The following is an 18,688-nucleotide window of genomic DNA, read 5'->3' as shown; positions in this document are numbered from 1 at the left end:
CATTGGTATATTCAAATAGACCTGCCGCGTTGCGCTCACCGCGATCAAAACGTCAATACGCCCGATTGTATTGGGCCGAGGAGTTGGTTGACAACGATTTCGGTGAAGACAACATCGGGGCCATAGCTCAGCTGGGAGAGCACCTGCTTTGCAAGCAGGGGGTCGGCGGTTCGATCCCGCCTGGCTCCACCAGATTTTCATGGAATACAGTTGGTTTTGCTCTTTAACAATTTGGGAAGTTGCCGTAAGACACATGTCGGGTTCGATATGTGTGTGGTATGCCAGCATTCGTCATTAAGTCAACCATTGGTCGATTATCCAGACTGTTTGGGGTTATATGGCCAAGCGGTTAAGCGCATACGGTGGATGCCTAGGCGGCAGGAGGCGATGAAGGACGTTGTAGCCTGCGATAAGCCTCGGGGAGCCGGCAAACAGGCTTTGATCCGGGGATGTCCGAATGGGGAAACCCGGCCATCGTAAGGTGGTCATTGCATGCTGAATATATAGGCATGCAAAGCGAACCCGGGGAACTGAAATATCTAAGTACCCGGAGGAAAAGAAATCAACCGAGATTCCCTTAGTAGCGACGAGCGAACGGGGATTAGCCCTTAAGTCCTGTGAAAACTAGTAAAACAGGTTGGAAAACCTGGCCATAGAAGGTGATAGCCCTGTATACGAAAGGATTTATAGGATGAAATCGAGTAGGGCGGGACACGTGTTATCCTGTCTGAATATGGGGGGACCATCCTCCAAGGCTAAATACTCCCTGCCGACCGATAGTGAACCAGTACCGTGAGGGAAAGGCGAAAAGAACCCCGGTGAGGGGAGTGAAATAGAACCTGAAACCGTATGCGTACAAGCAGTGGGAGCCCGTAAGGGTGACTGCGTACCTTTTGTATAATGGGTCAGCGACTTACTCTCAATGGCAAGGTTAACCGAATAGGGTAGCCATAGGGAAACCGAGTCTTAACCGGCGCTTAGTCGTTGGGAGTAGACCCGAAACCGAGCGATCTACCCATGGCCAGAGTGAAGGTGGGGTAATACCCGCTGGAGGCTCGAACCCACTGGCGTTGAAAAGCCAGGGGATGAGCTGTGGGTAGGAGTGAAAGGCTAAACAAGCTCGGAGATAGCTGGTTCTCCCCGAAAGCTATTTAGGTAGCGCCTCGTGTCTCACTCTCGGGGGTAGAGCACTGTTTCGGCTAGGGGGCCTTCCGAGGCTTACCAAACCGATGCAAACTCCGAATACCGAGAAGTGCAATCACGGGAGACAGACGGCGGGTGATAAGGTTCGTCGTCGAAAGGGAAACAGCCCAGACTGCCAGCTAAGGTCCCCAAATCATGGCTAAGTGGCAAACGATGTGGGAAGGCAAAGACAGCCAGGAGGTTGGCTTAGAAGCAGCCATCCTTTAAAGAAAGCGTAATAGCTCACTGGTCGAGTCGGCCTGCGCGGAAGATTTAACGGGGCTTAAGCCATGTACCGAAGCTGCAGATGCCGTAAGGCATGGTAGGGGAGCGTTCCGTACGCCTGCGAAGGAGGACCCGTGAGGGCCTCTGGAGGTATCGGAAGTGCGAATGCTGACATGAGTAACGATAAAGGAGGTGAAAAACCTCCTCGCCGAAAGCCCAAGGTTTCCTGCGCAACGCTAGTCGGCGCAGGGTTAGTCGGCCCCTAAGGTGAGGCCGAAAGGCGTAGTCGATGGGAAGCAGGTTAATATTCCTGCACCGGTCATAACTGCGATGGGGGGACGAAGAAGGCTAGGTGATCCGGGTGTCGGATATCCCGGTTTAAGCGTGTAGGAAGTACTCTTTGGTAAATCCGGGAGTACATAATTCCGAGACGTGATGACGAGTTCCCACGGGAGCGAAGTCACTGATGCCATACTTCCTAGAAAAGCCTCTAAGCTTCAGGTTGTGACCGACCGTACCGGAAACCGACACAGGTGGGCAGGGTGAGAATCCCAAGGCGCTTGAGAGAACTCGGGTGAAGGAACTAGGCAAAATAGCACCGTAACTTCGGGAGAAGGTGCGCCTCTTGTACGTGAAAGGACTTGCTCCTGGAGCGGAAGGAGGCCGCAGTGACCAGGGGGCTGCGACTGTTTATTAAAAACACAGCACTCTGCTAACTCGAAAGAGGATGTATAGGGTGTGACGCCTGCCCGGTGCCGGAAGGTTAAGTGATGGGGTTAGCTCTCGGGCGAAGCTCTTGATCGAAGCCCCGGTAAACGGCGGCCGTAACTATAACGGTCCTAAGGTAGCGAAATTCCTTGTCGGGTAAGTTCCGACCTGCACGAATGGCGTAACGATGGCCCCGCTGTCTCCACCCGAGACTCAGTGAAATTGAAATTGCTGTGAAGATGCAGTGTTCCCGCGGCAAGACGGAAAGACCCCGTGAACCTTTACTACAGCTTCACACTGGACTTTGAGTCTGCTTGTGCAGGATAGGTGGGAGACTTTGAAACGGGGGCGCTAGCCCTCGTGGAGTCACCCTTGAGATACCACCCTTGCATGCTTGAGGTTCTAACCTAGGTCCGTTATCCGGATCAGGGACAGTGTGTGGTGGGTAGTTTGGCTGGGGCGGTCTCCTCCCAAAGAGTAACGGAGGAGCGCGAAGGTACCCTCAGCGCGGTCGGAAATCGCGCCGTGAGTGTAAAGGCATAAGGGTGCCTGACTGCGAGACCCACAAGTCGAGCAGGGGCGAAAGCCGGCCTTAGTGATCCGGTGGTTCTGTATGGAAGGGCCATCGCTCAACGGACAAAAGGTACTCCGGGGATAACAGGCTGATTCCCCCCAAGAGTCCACATCGACGGGGGAGTTTGGCACCTCGATGTCGGCTCATCTCATCCTGGGGCTGTAGCAGGTCCCAAGGGTACGGCTGTTCGCCGTTTAAAGAGGTACGCGAGCTGGGTTTAGAACGTCGTGAGACAGTTCGGTCCCTATCTGCCGTGGGCGTCGGAGACTTGAGGGAAGCTGCTCCTAGTACGAGAGGACCGGAGTGGACGCACCTCTGGTGTTCCGGTTGTCACGCCAGTGGCATTGCCGGGTAGCTATGTGCGGAAGGGATAACCGCTGAAAGCATCTAAGCGGGAAGCCCCTCCCAAGATAAGGTCTCCCGGACCCATGAGGTCCCTAAAGGGCCGTGGAAGACTACCACGTTGATAGGCCGGGTGTGGAAGCTCAGTAATGAGCGAAGCTAACCGGTACTAATTGCCCGTGTGGCTTGGCCATATAACACCCAAACGGTTTGGCGATTTGTGTTGTCCTGACGAAGGCATACCAAGGTAACTTCCCTATTTCTCTTGTTCCCTTAAGGGGAACAAGAAGCTGGTTTGCCTGGCGACCATAGCGAGTGGGAACCACCCGATACCATCCCGAACTCGGAAGTGAAACCGCTCAGCGCCGATGATAGTGCGGCCTCGCTGTCGTGTGAAAGTAGGTCATCGCTAGGCGTTTAATGCAAAACCCCCGCCTTTTTACGCGGGGGTTTTTTTTTGTGTGCGCCAGTCAAGGTGCTACGCGTCATGCGTGGCGCTGTCCCGGTCACTGTGCTAGCGAGGATGACTTGGGGTGGAAGCCCCCGTCCCTGGTAGCGGGAACTGTTAGCTGAACAGCAAGGGTGTCACTGGTGTAGTTGCGCGGTTTCCACCAGGTGGGCGGTGAGATTGGCGTAATCGGGCATGGCCCCCGGTTTTATCATGATGAGAAACCCGTCAGCCGCTTCTCGGCTTTTGTTGCACTCGTCGCTGCTTTCATACGGCTGACTTGAATGTCGCTAGTTACTCAATACATGCAACACTTGATTGAGATTCAGAATTTTCCCATTACGCTCAAAAGCTCGATCTCGAAGATCAAGCGGGCATTGGGCGGAATCACAGTGCCGGCGCCACGGGCACCGTAGCCGAGTTCGGGCGGCACCGTCAATTTTCTCCTCCCGCCAGCCCGCATCCCGATAATGCCCTCTTCCCAGCCGGGAATCACTAAGCCGGCACCTAGGGAGAATTCGAGCGGCTCACCACGATCATGGCTTGAATCGAACCGAGTACCATCTTCCAACCAGCCGGTATAGTGAACAAACACGGTCTCGCCGCGACCGGTTGCTTTTTTCCCTTTGCCGAGTACCAGATCCTCGTAACAGAGTCCAGAAGCCGTCTCTTGTTCAGGCATTGCAAAACCTCACTCGCCCGGTTGGTCACGGAGGCAACACAAGCGCACACCGACCATCGAAGACGCAGCCACACTTCATGACCGCCGAGCCGAATACACTTGCTTGCGAATAAATAGGATTTTCAGATATTGCTGCACACCGCCTTTCTTTTGCAACCCATGGTAATCGCTTCAGATAGCCGGGCGGTCACCACGTGTCAATCGATAATGCGGCAAGATCGGCCTGCGGGGGGGCTTTGGATGTGCGCGCACTCGCACTAAAATCACGCCAGGTTGGCCCGCCCAGAAAGCCTCTGTTAAGTTCAGCCAGCCCGCATTTTATAAGGAGATAATCCAATGAAGATGAGTTGGATTCTGCTTGCCACCGTGGCACTGAGCACAACCGGCGCGTTAGCGGCGGATGCGGCGAGTTTGCGTAACCAGGCCAAGGCCGTATTCGACACGCTGCCTGAAACCATGCCCGGTGCGGAGCAAGATACCCCCGCGCTAATCGCATTGGGAAAGCGCTTGTATTTCGACAAACAGTTATCAATTAACGGCTCCCAATCCTGCAATACCTGTCACCGCCTAGACAACGGCCTGGGTGGCGCCGACATCCGCCCCACGCCGACCTCGCTGGGAGCGCACGGCGAGCCGGGCACCCGTAATACGCCTACCGTTTTGAATGCCGGCTTCCAGATCGCCCAATTCTGGGACGGTCGTGCCCCAACGCTGGAGGCGCAGGCCAAGGGGCCGATTCTCAATCCCGTGGAAATGGCCATGCCGGATGAGAGCACCGTGATTGAGCGTATCACCGGTAACGCGGGATATGTCGCTGCCTTTAGCCAGGCCTTCCCGAATACCGCCAATTCGGTAACCTACGACAATGTAGCCAAGGCAATCGCCGCATTTGAGCGCACGCTGATCACGCATGATCGTTTCGATGATTTCCTCAACGGTGACGACCGCGCCCTGACGGAGCAGGAACGCAAGGGCCTGAAAACTTTCATGGCTACCGGCTGCACCGCCTGCCATAAAGGGCCGTTGCTCGGCGGTATGGGCTACCGAAAGATGGGGGTGGCGCACCCGTATAGCAATGAGGCGGATCTTGGGCGCTACGATGTGACGGGTAAAGAGAGCGATAAATATCTATTCAAGGTGCCGATGCTGCGCAACGTGGCGATTACCGCCCCTTATTTCCACGATGGGGCCGTATCTAGCCTGACGGAGGCAGTACGCCAAATGGCCTGGTTGCAACTGGGGCTCGAACTGCCCGACCGAAAGGTTGCCGATATCACCGCCTTCCTCGGCGCGCTGACCGACAAAAACCGTACTTCACAACCCGGTAAGCAGTGAAAACTAGACTCGTCGGCACGAAAGGCTGCCTTAGCCGGAACATTTTATATTCTGGGGCCTTTGCTCTCGTCTTCGTTCGGTGTGATTTGAACGCCGCTGAGTGCTTTTTTAGGGGCGGGCACCGATGCGGAAACCTGCCTGCCACACACTTGCTCCTACGGCAAGGGTATCCGAAACCGCTTCAGATATCGCTCCGATCGATCCTCTGCAACTTTTAGCCGAAGGCGATACGCTCCTCGAAACGCATCAGCAGCACCTCCGGATCGGCCTCCAACACCAATATCCCGCGGTGTTGTGGCCGCACGAAACCGGCTTCCATCGCATGATCAAGGAGGCGCATCAAGGGGTCATAATAGTGCTTTACATTGAGCACGCCGCAAGGCTTGCGGTGCAGGCCAAGCTGAGCCCAGATGAGAATCTCGAACAGCTCATCTAATGTGCCGAGCCCACCGGGAAGGGCGATGAAACCATCCGCTAGCTCAGCCATGATAGCTTTGCGTTGGTGCATGGAGACCACCACGTGAAGCTCCGTCAGGCTAGGGTGGCCTGGCTCTCGGTCCATGAGCGGGTCAGGAATGACGCCGATCACCTTACCTCCCTCGGCCAGCGCGGCATCCGCCATTGCACCCATGAGGCCAACGCTGGAGCCACCGTAAACGATGCCAATACCTCGATGCGCGAGGCGCCGCGCCAGCGCCTGCGCAGCCTCTAGATAGACCGGATCACGGCCCGGGCTGGAGCCGCAATAGATACAAAGCCTTTTCATGGCATTCCCAATTCGTTTGATCGTACCTGCCCAAATAGCCACCGACAAACGCAGATCAAATAAGCGCTTATGGCAAGTTGCTGATCGGGGCCGCAATCTGAGCGCCGGCTTGAGAGATACGCTATTGATCGAGGGAGCCAAGGCGACCGCTCAACCGCCCCAACCAGGTTGGCATCCGTGCCTGCAGCGCCGCCTCCCAGCGCGCACCGTGGCGATGATGCAGCAACCCGGCCCAAATCACTCCTAGTCCCACAAGCGTGAGCGTCACTGGAAATAGCAGCGAGTCCCGGAACACCGACTGGGCTAGGTGGCCGATATAACCGAACACACCAACGGCGCCAAAAACCATGAACACCCGCCGCTGGAGCAACAGCGAAAATCCCATTAGCGCGACATTGATCAGGCAATAAAAGAGCTTCGAGAACTCATTGTCGCTGTCCATGAGCGACAACCCACCCCAAAAAGCTATCAGTCCGAACAGGTAGAGCCAGAAAGCATAATCCTCGCGAGTGCGGCGGTCGACAAACCAGGCTACCAGCAGCATTGCAAGGCCGAACCATAACGAAACCCACAGCCGCTCGTGCCAAGCGAACTCCAGTTTGCCGAACAATAATGGTGTGAGATCCATGGAAAGGTACCAAAGCGTGAACGCGATGGGTGCAACGAGGAAAGGGAAACGCACCCACCGCAGCGCTAGGGCGCCAACCACAATAGTGCCCACCTCCATCAACAACCAACTTCCCTTGATCCAGTGGAAGTAGGCGGCATATTCGCCGGGATCCCCCTGCGGCCAGAAACCGGTCGCATGTTCGATGCCGAAGATGGCAAGCGGCGTCATACACACGGCTAGGGTGAACAGCAACCCACCTGATACAGACTGACCTTGCCGGAAATAGAGAGTATGCCCAGCAGCGACAAAACCGATCGCATAAAGAATGGCAATCGCGGTGAGTGCCGCACCGCCGAGACGCATCCATGCCTCGGTCATAAACCAACCCATGGCCGAGATCACTATCAAAGCACCGAGATACCAAGCGACGTGGGAAAAATCGAAGCGGGGGCGGTGCAAACCCCGTGCTTGCCACCGCGTCCAAAGCAATTCGGCCTGGATACGAGTCAAGGTTCCGTCGTCGACGGCGTCGATGAGATCTTGACGGGTAATTCGCATTACTGCCCCCACCTGATAGCTTGAGGCAATAATACTCAGTAACGGGCGCCGGTGCGTTGCGCTCCAAACACTCTATGGGAAGCGCATCTATCCAGAGCTCAGGGATGAGGGCTAGCGTATTGGCCACAGCGCACCTCAGCCGGTTGATGCGCAAGGCTGGTATTCGAGGCATGAGTCGCGCTGCAAGGGTGAGCGCTGTCAGACGATGATGATGATGCTTGCGCGCGCCTCGTCTCACGCCCCAACCGCACCTATGCACTTGCTACCCTCAAGCCCATCCTGGCCGGTTGCCTGCTCAACGTGAAGCACTGCCTGGCAGCGCTCTGCGATGCACTCGCCGTCATCGTGCAAACCAGATGCCGCATCCAGCCGGGCGGCACTACCCATGCCCGCCCTCAACTAAGCCACATGCCTACAGCGCCTACCGGTTACAATGCTGAAGGAGGGCTTAAGTTGAGAGCATTTTCTCATATGCCCGGGCGTGGCGCGGATGTCCAAATATTTATTTTAAGTCGTTGGCAGAGCAGGGAACCCTGTGGAGAACAAATCCGTCCGGGGTCCAGTTGCGTTGCAATAGCGCTCTGTTATCATTTTAAACTTTTATCCCAATTCTCAATTCATCAGCATGGCAGCGGGGACGATGCCTGAATCGATTCCGCCCGATTCAGTGGGCCTGGTCGAGCCCAAATGCGCCCGCTTCGATACGGCGCTGACGCTGGAGTGCGGCCGTAGCCTGCCGAGCTATGAGCTCGTCTACGAAGCCTACGGGAAACTCAACGCGGAGCGCAGCAACGCGATATTGATCTGTCATGCGCTGTCCGGAACCCACCATGCGGCGGGGTACAATAGCCCAGCGGATCGCAAACCCGGCTGGTGGGAAGTTTGTATCGGCCCCGGCAAGCCCATCGATACCAACCGCTTCTTCGTCATCTGCTGCAACAATTTGGGCGGTTGCCATGGCTCCACCGGTCCCACGACCATCAATCCGGCCACGGGTGAGCCTTACGGGGCCGATTTCCCCATCATCACCGTGCAGGATTGGGTTCATAGCCAGGCGCGCCTAGCCGATCATCTGGGGATCGATCGCTGGGCAGCGATAGCCGGAGGCAGTCTGGGTGCCATGCAGGCCTTGCAATGGGCTATCGAATACCCGCACCGGCTGCGCCATGCAGTGGTGATTGCCGCCGCGCCGCGGTTGTCGGCTCAAAATATCGCTTTCAACGAAGTGGCTCGGCAGGCCATCCGCTCGGATCCGGAGTTCCATAGCGGCCGCTACCAGAATCATCAGGTTGTGCCCCGTCGTGGATTAATGCTGGCACGGATGCTGGGGCACATCACCTACCTTTCGGATCAGGCGATGCGAGCGAAATTTGGTCGCGATTTGCGGCGGGGCAAGGATGATTTCGATTTTCACTACGAGGTAGAGTTCGAAGTAGAGAGCTATCTACGCTATCAGGGCGAGTCGTTTGTCAATCGTTTCGATGCCAACACCTACCTGCTGATGACCAAGGCATTGGACTATTTCGATCCAGCCGCGGCATTTGAAGGGAATTTGGCCAAGGCGTTGGTGGGTGTTGCGGCGCAGTTCCTAGTTGTCGCGTTCACCAGCGATTGGCGGTTCTCGCCGGCTCGTTCACGGGAGATCGTTCGGGCTTTGCTGGATAACGACAAGGAGGTCAGTTATGCGGAGATCGAAGCCGATCACGGCCATGACGCGTTCCTGATGCCGGTGCCCCAGTACCTGGAAGTATTCCGCACCTACATGGATAAGGTGGCCGCGGAGAGCGCGGAGAGCGGGGTGTGAACGGACTGCGAGCCGATCTGCAAATCGTGGCGGACTGGATCACGCCCCGTGCTCGGGTGCTTGATCTTGGTTGTGGCGACGGTACGCTGCTGCGCCACCTGCAGGACAACCAGTCCGTCACCGGCTACGGGCTGGAGATCGATGCCGAGAAAATCGTTCACTGCATCCGTAACGGCGTGAACGTGATTCAGACCGATCTCGACCAGGGGTTGTCGGATTTTGATGTTGGATCGTTCGATTACGTGGTCATGACTCAGACCCTGCAGGCGGTGCGCCGCCCGGATTTGTTGCTCGACGAGATATTGCGGGTAGGCCGCATGGGGATCGTCACCTTCCCCAATTTTGCCTTTTGGCGTCTGCGTTACTATTTGACCGTGCTAGGTCGTATGCCTATGAGCGGCGCCCTCTCCTACACTTGGTACGAAACGCCGAACATCCACTTGTGCTCGATCAAAGACTTCGAGGAACTGTGCCTGCAAAAAGGCATCCGTATTCTGGAACGCGAAGTCCTCTCGCATGATCTGCGTCGCCCGGTAATCGCCGGTGTGCTGCCGAATCTGCTCGCCGAGATCGCAATTTACCGCTTCTGCCGCAGCTGACGTTCGATCAAGAGGACTGAATTGTTCGGCGCCAGCGGATCGGGCAATATTCGTCAATTCGGCCAGGAGCATGTAGACAAAATGGCCACGTGGCTTATCACTCATCCCGCTTTCCTGCAGCATGACACGGGCTATGATCACCCCGAATGCGCTAATCGGCTACGGGCGATTCTCGCGGCGCTCGACACCCCCGCCTTTGCCGAACTGGTGCGGTGTGAAGCCGAAGCGGCTACTCTGGAGGAGATTGGGCGCGTCCATGAGCGGCGCTACATAGAGCAAATCTTGATGATGATTCCCGCCTCGGGCTGGCGCTCCCTCGATCCGGACACCATGATCAGTCCGGCCTCCGGTGAGGCGGCCTTGCGAGCGGTTGGCGCAGTCAGGCAAGCTGTGGATGCGGTGATGAGCGGTGCGGCCAGACGGGTTTTCTGCGCGGTGCGCCCGCCCGGCCATCATTCTGAGCCGGCCCGGGCAATGGGTTTCTGTTTGTTCAACAATGTGGCTGTGGGTGCGCTGCAGGCCCGCTGCAGATATGCGGCGCGCAATATTGCTGTCGTGGATTTCGACGTCCACCATGGCAATGGAACTCAAACCATGTTGGCTGGCCGCGAGGGCTTTCTCTATACATCGACGCATCAGCAGCCGCTGTTTCCGAATACGGGGCGGCGCGAGGAGAACCGTCCCGGCGTGCTATACAATATCCCCTTGCCGCCTGGAGCCGGCTCCGCGGCGTTCCGGAAGCACTTCCGCAGCGAAATCATAGCCGCTCTAGCGGATTTCCGTCCCGACCTGATTCTGGTCTCAGCGGGCTTCGACGCCCACGAATCCGATCCCCTGGCCGAGCTGGCACTGACCGATGATGACTATCAGTGGGCGACCGAAGAGCTGGTCGCAGTTGCCGAGGCTTGCTGCCAGGGTCGAATCGTCTCCACGCTTGAGGGCGGCTACAATCTGCAGGCGCTGGCGCGCAGTGTCGCTCGGCATGTTGCCGCATTGATGCTTTGAGGGTCTATTCGTCTTGACAAATCGAGTTATGCACAGTTCGATCGGGCCTCGGGCCGGCGGTGCTGGCTGGCTGGCTCGAATTGCAGCCACAATTATAATTTATTGTTTTATAAAAAAATTTTTTGGCTGATGAAAAGTTGGCCGAACTAACAAGAAGCCTTGTAGAGCGCCGCTTCGGTCGATGTTCCCCCAGTTCGTCCACAGGGTTATCCACAGAATCTGTGGAATACCCAGGATTTTATAATTAACATGGGAAGTTAAGTAATATTCTTAGGAGATCACAAGAAGATTTTAGACGGCTCGATCCGTTCACGTTAAACAGCGTGTGATCGTCTTTTGCAGGGCGTCGACCGGCAGGCTGATTGAAATGATGAATGTGTAGGTCTGTAACAGATCACCGAGAGAGCGGCAGCGTGTAGGAGGGAGTGGGACGAATCCCTTCTGCGAGTGGGCAGTGCATACGGTAATTCGGCGACGGACCCTATGATGGTTTGCCTGCTACAATACATCGTTCTGTCTACTTGATCTGATTTCCGAGTGCCCGCGAGGAGAAATGATGGCCGATAATCGCCGCAGCCGCGTGATCACCTACGGTGTGGCCCGTACGCCTAATCGGGCCATGCTGCGCGCTGTCGGTTTTACCGACACTGATTTCGATAAACCGATCGTTGGAGTGGGCAATGCCCACAGCACCATCACACCCTGTAATGTGGGCATCGGTGCATTAGCGGCTCAGGCCGAACAGGCGCTGCGTGAAGCCGGTGCCATGCCGGTCAGCTTTGGCACCATCACTATTTCTGATGGTATATCCATGGGCACGGAGGGGATGAAGTACTCGCTGGTCTCGCGCGAGGTCATAGCCGATGCCATCGAAACGGTAGGCAACGGCCAGTGCCTGGATGGCATGCTCGCCACCGGTGGTTGCGACAAGAACATGCCGGGCGCCATGATTGCCATAGCACGCATGAATATTCCGGCGATCTTCGTTTATGGCGGCACCATCAAGCCGGGTCGCTATAAGGGTCAGGATCTGACCATCGTCAGCGCTTTCGAGGCGGTTGGACAGTATGCCGCCGGCAAACTCTCAGTCGAGGATTTGCAGGGCGTGGAACGCAACGCTTGCCCCGGTGCCGGTGCCTGCGGCGGGATGTACACGGCTAATACCATGTCCAGCGCCTTCGAGGCCTTGGGTATGAGCCTGATGGGCTCCTCCACCCTGTGCGCGGAGGATCCGGAGAAAGTGCAGAGTGCGCGGCGCTCGGCTCAAGTCCTGGTAGACGCCATCCAGGAACAGCGTTTACCGCGTGCCATAATGACCCGCCAGGCGTTCGAAAACGCCTTTGCGGTGGTCATGGCGCTCGGCGGATCGACCAATGCCGTGCTGCATTTGTTGGCGATCGCCAACGCTGCGGAGGTCGATTTTAGCATTGACGATGTCGAAACCATCCGCCGCCAGGTGCCCGTGCTCTGCGAGCTCAAGCCCTCCGGGCGCTTCGTAACCAGCCAGTTTCATGAGGTCGGCGGTACTCCGCAGGTCATGAAGATCCTTTTGGCCCACGGCTTATTGCACGGCGCTTGCCTTACTGTTTCCGGGCATTCTATTGCTGAATTGTTGGCCGACATACCGGCCGAGCCGCCGAGCGACCAGGATATCATTCGGCCTTTCAAGCAGCCGCTGTACCCGCAGGGACATCTCGCCATCCTGCGCGGCAATCTGGCGGAGGAGGGTGCCGTCGCCAAGGTCACCGGCATCAAACAGCGCCGGATCACAGGTCCGGCACGGGTTTTCGACTCCGAAGAGGGTGCCCTGGAGGCGATTCTGGCGGATCAAATCGTGGCGGGTGACATCGTCGTGATTCGTTATGAGGGCCCGAAGGGTGGGCCGGGCATGCGCGAGATGCTGGCGCCGACCTCGGCGATCATCGGTAAAGGTTTGGGTGATGCGGTAGGTCTTATTACCGACGGGCGCTTCTCCGGTGGTACCTATGGGATGGTGGTCGGTCATGTTGCACCAGAGGCGGCAGTCGGCGGTACGATTGCCTTGGTGCGGGAGGGTGATGAAATCACGATCGATGCCGATCGCAATCTGCTGATGCTCCATGTCGCCGACACGGAAATTGTCCAGCGCCGAGCCGCCTGGCAGCCGCCACGGCCTATTTATCGTCGCGGTGTGCTCGCGAAGTACGCCAAGTTGGTCTCCTCGGCGAGCATTGGAGCGGTTACGGACAAAGATCTATTCGACTGATGCGACCACCCTCCAGGGTGGCCCCGACGGGGGCTGGAGCACGACGGCTGAGGTCATGCGTACCTACGCCGTGCTCTCCAAGTGTTCAAGATCCGCGGCGAGGGCATCCACTCCGTCGGAGTCGCGGACCATAAGGCGTGCCTTCCCGCTACGGTCGAAAACAAAGACCGCGCTGCTATGGGAAACCTCGTAATCGCCGTTTGCGTCGGGCTTACCGTAACCGTAGGTGATGCGGTAGCGTTTAGTCAGTTGGGTCAATTCGGCATCGCCGCCCCGCAGGCCCACGAACTGCGGCCCGAACGCCGCCGTATAAGCGCGCAAGCGTTCGAGTCCATCCCGCTTTGGATCCACGGTAACGAACAGCACTCGCACATTCTGTGCGGCCGATTCCGGTAGCCGATTGATAGCCGCTTTCAGCTTGGCCAAAGTGGTCGGGCAAATGTCTGGGCAATGGGTATAGCCAAAGTACATTAACGTGATATGACCACGGAAGTCCTTGGCCTGAACCGGGTTGCCGCTGTCTTCCGTCAACGCAAAGCGCAATGGTGGCATCAGTCCGGCAATCCCTTTGGTTTGCCAATTAATACCGTCGCCACAGGCGGCAAGCAGCAGACAAAGGCCAAGGCTGATTAGAATACGGCGGCGTTTTAGAGTCATGATGTCAATTCAAACCGGGGTGGTCGAGGAGATCGGATTGCTCGGTGAACAGGCCGGCATAGGGGTGGACCGGCGGGACCGGTGCTCACGGAACATGAAACTAAGTAGGATCACGGCGGCCACCACACTCATCATGGAAGCAGGAATCCAGGTAACCAATCCACCAATCTGCTGATCGACTATCGGGCTCACCGGCCAGGCACGACCGCAGACCGCATAGACATCGAAGAGATCCTGTCTACTCAACGCAATATAAGCGCCGAGAATGCTCTGCGGTGGCATGATCACCGCCAGGATCAGAATGCGGCGGCCATAGCTCAGCTGCGGTGTTAACCCATCCGGGGCGCGATTGAGAATCAGCCACCAGAACAGCAGCCCATCGACCGCCATGCTCCAGTTCATTAGGGCGTAGCGCTGCGCGCTGAGCATGGCATCGAAGTGAATCGATGGGGTCAACCAGAAAAAAATCAGACCAACGAACAACACGGTGGCAATGACCGGCTGTTGTAGAATGCGATAAGCAATCCGCACGGGGAGCAGAAGCGGCCGTAGAAAACCGGCATGGCGGCGCATGCTATCCGGCACGCCACGCCCCAGCACAGCGGCCGGGGCTGATAGCGCTATCAGAAAAGGCCCCATGTGGTGCAACACCAGATGCTGAATCCGGTGGATGAAAAACATGTATTGCGAGAGATAGTCGTACTGTGTCTGCGTGACGAAATACATCAGCGCCACGCCGAGTAAAAAAGCGAACGGCTTCCAAAACCCCTCGCGATGACCGCTGCGATACCCCTCCACCAGCCCTGTTATATAGAGACCTACGGCGAGTGTGCACAGCAGCTGGATCGCTAGCGATGGTTCCCAAGGCTGCAGGAACTGCAGTGTTGAAAGCATTGCGCTAATACCGGATAGGGGTCTCTGCAAAAAAGCCGTCAGTTGACAACCATACTCACAACCGCGCTGACCATACCATAGCCTTGGTGAATCGCCTAGAGGTTCAATGCAGCATTAAATTTTCCTGACTACGCACCAAAGTTCAGCCATGTCGATGTCGGTTAATCCGCGGTATCCAGCGATTTTCAGTGCCCTACGGCGAGGCGAGGGTCGAGAGATGCTGTGAATAGACTCAGGGTAAGCTCGGGGGCCGCCCTCTAAAAAAATATTTTAAATATTTCTTATTCATGTATAGTTGTTCCCGATTGTTGGTCAAAGCTGTCTTCGCCGGTAGTGAAAGACCTGTCCCAGAAAAGGGCCGATGCGCCTAGCAATCGATTAGGAAGGCATTTTATGGCTGTTTCCACGCGCTAGTGTCGGTTGGGTCAGCCCGCTACATCTCATCACAAGCTGAAGGAAGGCAATCGGATATGTCGCTGAGTGAACACCAAACTCAATTGATCAAAGCGTCCATACCTGCCTTGGTTGAACACGGCGAGTCGCTGACGCGCCATTTCTATCAACTCATGTTCCGGGATTACCCGCAGGTACGCGCGCTGTTCAACCAGACCCATCAGAGCGACGGGGCGCAGCAGCGCGCGCTGGCCGGCGCGATCCTGGCCTACGCGCGCCACATTGAGCAGCCGGAGATCCTCAACGATGCGATTGAATTGATCGTCAACAAGCACGTGTCGTTGAACATTCTGCCTGAGCATTACCCCATCGTCGGTACTTGCCTGTTGCAGGCAATGGCCGAGGTGCTTGGCGATGCGTTAACCCCGGAGCTCGCTGAAAGCTGGGAGGCCGCGTATTGGCAGCTCGCCAATTTGCTTATCGAGCGCGAGGAGGCCCTCTACGGGGCGCGCGAACGTCAGCTGGGTGGTTGGCGCGGGCTACGAACCTTCCGCGTCGCTCGCAAGCAGCCCGAAAGCGAGGTCATTACTTCCTTTTACCTCGAGCCCGTAGACGGTGGTCCGATCATGGGCTTCACCCCCGGGCAATACATCGGCTTGGATGTGATCGTCGACGGGGAGCCCGTGCGGCGTAATTATTCCCTCTCCGACGCCCCCAATGGTCGGCACTACCGAATCTCCGTCAAGCGCGAGCCTTGGGGCCGAGTTTCGGGGTATTTGCATGAGAGCGTTGCAGTCGGTGACACCCTTAATCTTTATCCACCAAGCGGCAACTTCAAGCTACGTGAGGGGGATCATCCGGTGGTACTGCTCACCGGCGGAGTCGGTATCACACCGGCCATCGCCATGCTCAACGCACTTGCCGGCAGCAGGCGCCCCGTTCGCTTCGTGCATGCCGCCACCAAGCAGAGACATCATGCGTTTCGTGATCATGTAGATCAGCTGACACAGTCTCATGACCACATCGAGCGCTGCTACCTTTACGATCAAGCAGATCAAGGCGATGATGCTGATGTATATGGGCAGGTGAACGCAGAAGTGCTCTCGCAATATCTGCTGCCCGACAGCGAGGTTTACTTTCTTGGTCCGGTGCCATTCATGCGTAAGATGCTGCGGTTATTGAGCCAAGTTGGCGTGCCGCAACACCGGCGTCACTTCGAGTTCTTCGGGCCGGCTCAAGCCTTGGAATAAGCGGTGACACCGAACGGAGAGTCTTCTCCTCTGCGTACCTTGCCGAGCGCGCTCGGTAAGGTACGCTTCGTGCTGGACTCCGCCTATTCTTTTCCGAAGAGGCTGCGGACCATTTTATTGGCGGCGTCCTCGCCACTGCTGGTACCTGAGTTGCCCAGCGCAGCGTCGATTTGTCTAGGCAGCGGCTCGGGCAGTCTGGCCTTGAGAAAGTCCAGTACCGTCTCGGCGGCTGTTTGCGACAGCTCGGGCGAAAGGCCGGTCTTCTCGGCGACCAAGGCAATGAGCTCATCCATAGTGGCAACTCCCATGGATTGGGGTGTGATAGGCATCTAACCGCGCATAGGTGACCTGCAAAGCTAGTTCAACAACCCGGCTAAGACAACTGTGTGAGCGGGCCAAACATTCCAACCTATACGGCATACTCACCCGAGTGGCTATGGCTCGGAGCAGCTTACGCACGCATCGCGACCCGTGCCAACCCCGCTGCGATCAACACGATCACGAGCAATCCTAGCCAGCTGCCTTGCCGTATTGCCTCCGGCAGCGCGACAACATTCGCGTCATGGGTAATCACGATCGGTACCGCGAGCGCGATCCCGAGCAGCGCTTCACCGGTGATGAGCCCGGCTGCGAATAACATGCCGCGGCGCATGTGCTCCTCGGTGTGCCCCAGCCCGTGGCGTCGCCCGTTGTAGCGACGCGCGCCGTACGCGACCAAGCCACCGAGAAAAATCGGTGTCGCGAGCTCCAACGGTAGATAGCTACCAACAGCTACCGCCAACACCGGCGCACGCCAGCGGGCCTTGCGGTACTTAAGCCATTCGTCGAAGGCGATGACGGCAATACCGATGCCCGCGCCGGTGCCGATCATCGCCCATGGTAGCCCCGCGCCGAACACCCCCTGCGCGACTGCAGCCATCAAGCTTGCCTGCGGCGCGGGTAGCGCCTGCGGGTGCAGCGTGGTCGGCGCCCCGAAGCCGTAAGCGCGTAGGAGGAGGTTCAGAATCGGCGCCATGACCAGCACCGCCGAGACCACACCGACGCCCTGCATTATCTGCAGCTTCCAGGCCGTCGCGCCGATCAGATGTCCGGCTTTCAGATCCTGCAAATTATCGCCGGCGATTGCAGCCGCCGAGCAGACCACTGCGCCGATCAGGATGGCCGCGGCCGGGCCAATTGTGGAACGCGCACCCATCAGCCATAACAACACCAGCGCGGCGAACAGAATGGTTGTAATGGTAATCCCGGAGATGGGGTTATTCGACGAGCCGACGAGGCCGGCCATGTAGCCGCCGACCGACGCGAACAGGAATGCGGCGACGAGCATGATGCCGGTCATCGGCAGGCTGACGACGAGCGCGCCGGTGATGCTCTGAAAAAGATAGAAGAGCGGTGCGACCAAGGCAGCAACCGCTATCAGCACCCATTGCATGGGTATGTCTTTGTCCGTTTCCGAGCGATTGGCAAGCGCCGCGCGGCCAGCGCGATGCTGCTCCAGGCCGCCTTTGATGCCGACAAACAGCGACGCGCGCAGCGAGAGCAGCGCCCAGAGGCCGCCGACCAGCATGGCGCCAACACCAAGGTAGCGGATCTGAGTCGACCAGATTTCTCTGGCAAGATCGGCTGCGCCCGGATGCGTAGCCGCCAACGCTGCCAGTTGCGGATCCGTGGTAATGAAATACGCGCCGAAAATCGGAATGGCGACGAACCAGGAGATCGCGCCGCCGAGGAATACCAGCGACGCGATGTTCAGCCCGACGATGTAGCCCACTCCGAGCAGTGCCGGTGAAATATGCAGGCCGACATAGCCGACCGCACGGCGACTAATATAGCCGGCGGCTACAGCGATGCCGGGAAAGAGTTGCAAGCCGGTCGTGGCGAGCTTGGCCAGTGCGCCGAGCAACGCGGCGAGCGCCAGCGCGTTTAGCCCGGCCCGCGGATGGTCGCCGACCTTAAGCACTTCGGCGGTCGCCGTTCCTTCAGGGAATGCCAGCTTCTGATCGACGATTAGCGAGCGGCGCAGCGGGATCGTGAACAGTACGCCGAGTAGCCCGCCGGCCCCGGTGAGGCCAACGACCCACCAATAATGAAAGTGGCTCCAGTGGTGCAGCAGAATCAGTGCTGGCAGCGTAAAAATGGCGCCGGCGGCAAGCGCCTCCCCCGCCGACGCGCCGGTCTGCACGATATTGTTCTCTATGATGTTGGAGTGGCGGAACAAACGCAGAACGCCCATCGAAATGACGGCGGCTGGAATCGACGCCGACACCGTCATTCCGGTGAACAGGCCGAGGTAGGCGTTGGCGGCTGCCATCACTATCGCCAGTATGATGCCGAGGATCACGGCCTTGACCGTGAGCTGCGGCAGCATGCCGCGGGGCGCCGGCGGCAACATTACGCCCACCTTGCTGGCA

The 18,688-nt window shown here is 57.7% G+C and carries 13 protein-coding genes, 1 tRNA gene and 2 rRNA genes; 9 read left to right on the top strand and 7 right to left on the bottom strand.

The window, feature by feature from the left end:
- Nucleotides 1-116 precede the first annotated feature (116 nt).
- From NB231_RS08305 to rrf, 3 genes are all read left to right on the top strand, one after another.
- A tRNA-Ala gene (locus NB231_RS08305) sits at nucleotides 117-192 on the top strand.
- Nucleotides 193-339: 147 nt separating this feature from the next.
- A 23S ribosomal RNA gene (locus NB231_RS08300) occupies nucleotides 340-3,225 on the top strand.
- Nucleotides 3,226-3,329: 104 nt separating this feature from the next.
- Nucleotides 3,330-3,446, top strand: a 5S ribosomal RNA gene (gene rrf / locus NB231_RS08295).
- Between the two features lie 358 nt (nucleotides 3,447-3,804).
- Here rrf and NB231_RS08290 read toward each other — a convergent pair.
- On the bottom strand, nucleotides 3,805-4,161 hold the full coding sequence (locus NB231_RS08290; protein WP_005001537.1) for an FKBP-type peptidyl-prolyl cis-trans isomerase: 357 nt from the start codon (nucleotides 4,159-4,161) through the stop codon (nucleotides 3,805-3,807).
- Nucleotides 4,162-4,497: 336 nt separating this feature from the next.
- Here NB231_RS08290 and NB231_RS08285 point away from each other — a divergent pair, with 336 nt between their 5' ends.
- Nucleotides 4,498-5,496, top strand: a complete 999-nt coding sequence (locus tag NB231_RS08285; RefSeq protein WP_005001535.1) for a cytochrome-c peroxidase — start codon at nucleotides 4,498-4,500, stop codon at nucleotides 5,494-5,496.
- Between the two features lie 214 nt (nucleotides 5,497-5,710).
- On the opposite strand, the gene NB231_RS08280 is transcribed toward NB231_RS08285, so the two are convergent.
- Nucleotides 5,711-6,262 carry an LOG family protein gene (locus tag NB231_RS08280; RefSeq protein ID WP_005001534.1) on the bottom strand — a complete coding sequence of 184 codons (552 nt, stop codon included), beginning with the start codon at nucleotides 6,260-6,262 and terminating at the stop codon, nucleotides 5,711-5,713.
- Nucleotides 6,263-6,383: 121 nt separating this feature from the next.
- Nucleotides 6,384-7,430, bottom strand: coding sequence for a hypothetical protein (locus NB231_RS08275; RefSeq protein WP_005001533.1), 1,047 nt, complete (start codon nucleotides 7,428-7,430; stop codon nucleotides 6,384-6,386).
- A gap of 640 nt (nucleotides 7,431-8,070) precedes the next feature.
- Between NB231_RS08275 and metX the strand changes: the two genes are divergently transcribed.
- The 4 genes from metX to ilvD all read left to right on the top strand — a co-directional run bounded on the left by metX (nucleotide 8,071) and on the right by ilvD (nucleotide 13,083).
- The gene (metX, locus tag NB231_RS08270; RefSeq protein ID WP_005001532.1) at nucleotides 8,071-9,234 is read left to right on the top strand and encodes a homoserine O-succinyltransferase MetX; all 1,164 of its coding nucleotides are present in this window, start codon (nucleotides 8,071-8,073) and stop codon (nucleotides 9,232-9,234) included.
- On the top strand, nucleotides 9,231-9,833 hold the full coding sequence (metW, locus tag NB231_RS08265; protein ID WP_005001531.1) for a methionine biosynthesis protein MetW: 603 nt from the start codon (nucleotides 9,231-9,233) through the stop codon (nucleotides 9,831-9,833). The genes metX and metW overlap by 4 nt, the downstream gene beginning before the upstream one ends.
- A gap of 81 nt (nucleotides 9,834-9,914) precedes the next feature.
- A complete protein-coding gene (locus NB231_RS08260; RefSeq protein WP_040663590.1) occupies nucleotides 9,915-10,838 on the top strand; it encodes a histone deacetylase family protein in 924 nt (307 codons plus the stop codon).
- A 553-nt stretch (nucleotides 10,839-11,391) separates the two neighbouring features.
- A complete protein-coding gene (gene ilvD / locus NB231_RS08255; RefSeq protein WP_040662073.1) occupies nucleotides 11,392-13,083 on the top strand; it encodes a dihydroxy-acid dehydratase in 1,692 nt (563 codons plus the stop codon).
- Nucleotides 13,084-13,146: 63 nt separating this feature from the next.
- On the opposite strand, the gene NB231_RS08250 is transcribed toward ilvD, so the two are convergent.
- Together NB231_RS08250 and NB231_RS08245 are read right to left on the bottom strand one after the other, a co-directional pair.
- Nucleotides 13,147-13,740 (bottom strand): SCO family protein, encoded by a 594-nt coding sequence (locus tag NB231_RS08250; protein ID WP_005001528.1) that lies wholly within the window; start codon nucleotides 13,738-13,740, stop codon nucleotides 13,147-13,149.
- Between the two features lie 9 nt (nucleotides 13,741-13,749).
- Nucleotides 13,750-14,634: a cytochrome c oxidase assembly protein gene (locus NB231_RS08245; protein WP_005001527.1), complete on the bottom strand. Its 885-nt coding sequence runs from the start codon at nucleotides 14,632-14,634 to the stop codon at nucleotides 13,750-13,752.
- A 470-nt stretch (nucleotides 14,635-15,104) separates the two neighbouring features.
- Between NB231_RS08245 and hmpA the strand changes: the two genes are divergently transcribed.
- Nucleotides 15,105-16,277 (top strand): NO-inducible flavohemoprotein, encoded by a 1,173-nt coding sequence (hmpA, locus tag NB231_RS08240; RefSeq protein WP_005001526.1) that lies wholly within the window; start codon nucleotides 15,105-15,107, stop codon nucleotides 16,275-16,277.
- An 83-nt stretch (nucleotides 16,278-16,360) separates the two neighbouring features.
- On the opposite strand, the gene NB231_RS08235 is transcribed toward hmpA, so the two are convergent.
- A complete protein-coding gene (locus NB231_RS08235) occupies nucleotides 16,361-16,570 on the bottom strand; it encodes a DUF2267 domain-containing protein (RefSeq protein ID WP_050756077.1) in 210 nt (69 codons plus the stop codon).
- Nucleotides 16,571-16,728: 158 nt separating this feature from the next.
- Nucleotides 16,729-18,669, bottom strand: a complete 1,941-nt coding sequence (locus tag NB231_RS08230) for an OPT family oligopeptide transporter (protein WP_040663587.1) — start codon at nucleotides 18,667-18,669, stop codon at nucleotides 16,729-16,731.
- Nucleotides 18,670-18,688: the final 19 nt, after the last annotated feature.

It is taken from the genome of Nitrococcus mobilis Nb-231 (genome assembly GCF_000153205.1).
Lineage (GTDB): Bacteria > Pseudomonadota > Gammaproteobacteria > Nitrococcales > Nitrococcaceae > Nitrococcus > Nitrococcus mobilis.
Note: the sequence above shows the minus strand (reverse complement) of the source record. Positions and strands in the feature narration are given on the sequence as shown.

Bases quoted from the DNA above. Each gene is read 5' to 3' on its own strand.
- NB231_RS08285 (WP_005001535.1), top strand. From the start codon at position 4,498: ATGAAGATGAGTTGGATTCTGCTTGCCACCGTGGCACTGAGCACAACC.
- NB231_RS08250 (WP_005001528.1), bottom strand. From the start codon at position 13,740: ATGACTCTAAAACGCCGCCGTATTCTAATCAGCCTTGGCCTTTGTCTG.
- NB231_RS08230 (WP_040663587.1), bottom strand. From the start codon at position 18,669: ATGTTGCCGCCGGCGCCCCGCGGCATGCTGCCGCAGCTCACGGTCAAG.
- NB231_RS08280 (WP_005001534.1), bottom strand. From the start codon at position 6,262: ATGAAAAGGCTTTGTATCTATTGCGGCTCCAGCCCGGGCCGTGATCCG.
- NB231_RS08290 (WP_005001537.1), bottom strand. From the start codon at position 4,161: ATGCCTGAACAAGAGACGGCTTCTGGACTCTGTTACGAGGATCTGGTA.
- NB231_RS08235 (WP_050756077.1), bottom strand. From the start codon at position 16,570: ATGGATGAGCTCATTGCCTTGGTCGCCGAGAAGACCGGCCTTTCGCCC.
- NB231_RS08260 (WP_040663590.1), top strand. From the start codon at position 9,915: ATGGCCACGTGGCTTATCACTCATCCCGCTTTCCTGCAGCATGACACG.
- NB231_RS08245 (WP_005001527.1), bottom strand. From the start codon at position 14,634: ATGCTTTCAACACTGCAGTTCCTGCAGCCTTGGGAACCATCGCTAGCG.
- NB231_RS08275 (WP_005001533.1), bottom strand. From the start codon at position 7,430: ATGCGAATTACCCGTCAAGATCTCATCGACGCCGTCGACGACGGAACC.
- metX (WP_005001532.1), top strand. From the start codon at position 8,071: ATGCCTGAATCGATTCCGCCCGATTCAGTGGGCCTGGTCGAGCCCAAA.
- hmpA (WP_005001526.1), top strand. From the start codon at position 15,105: ATGTCGCTGAGTGAACACCAAACTCAATTGATCAAAGCGTCCATACCT.
- ilvD (WP_040662073.1), top strand. From the start codon at position 11,392: ATGATGGCCGATAATCGCCGCAGCCGCGTGATCACCTACGGTGTGGCC.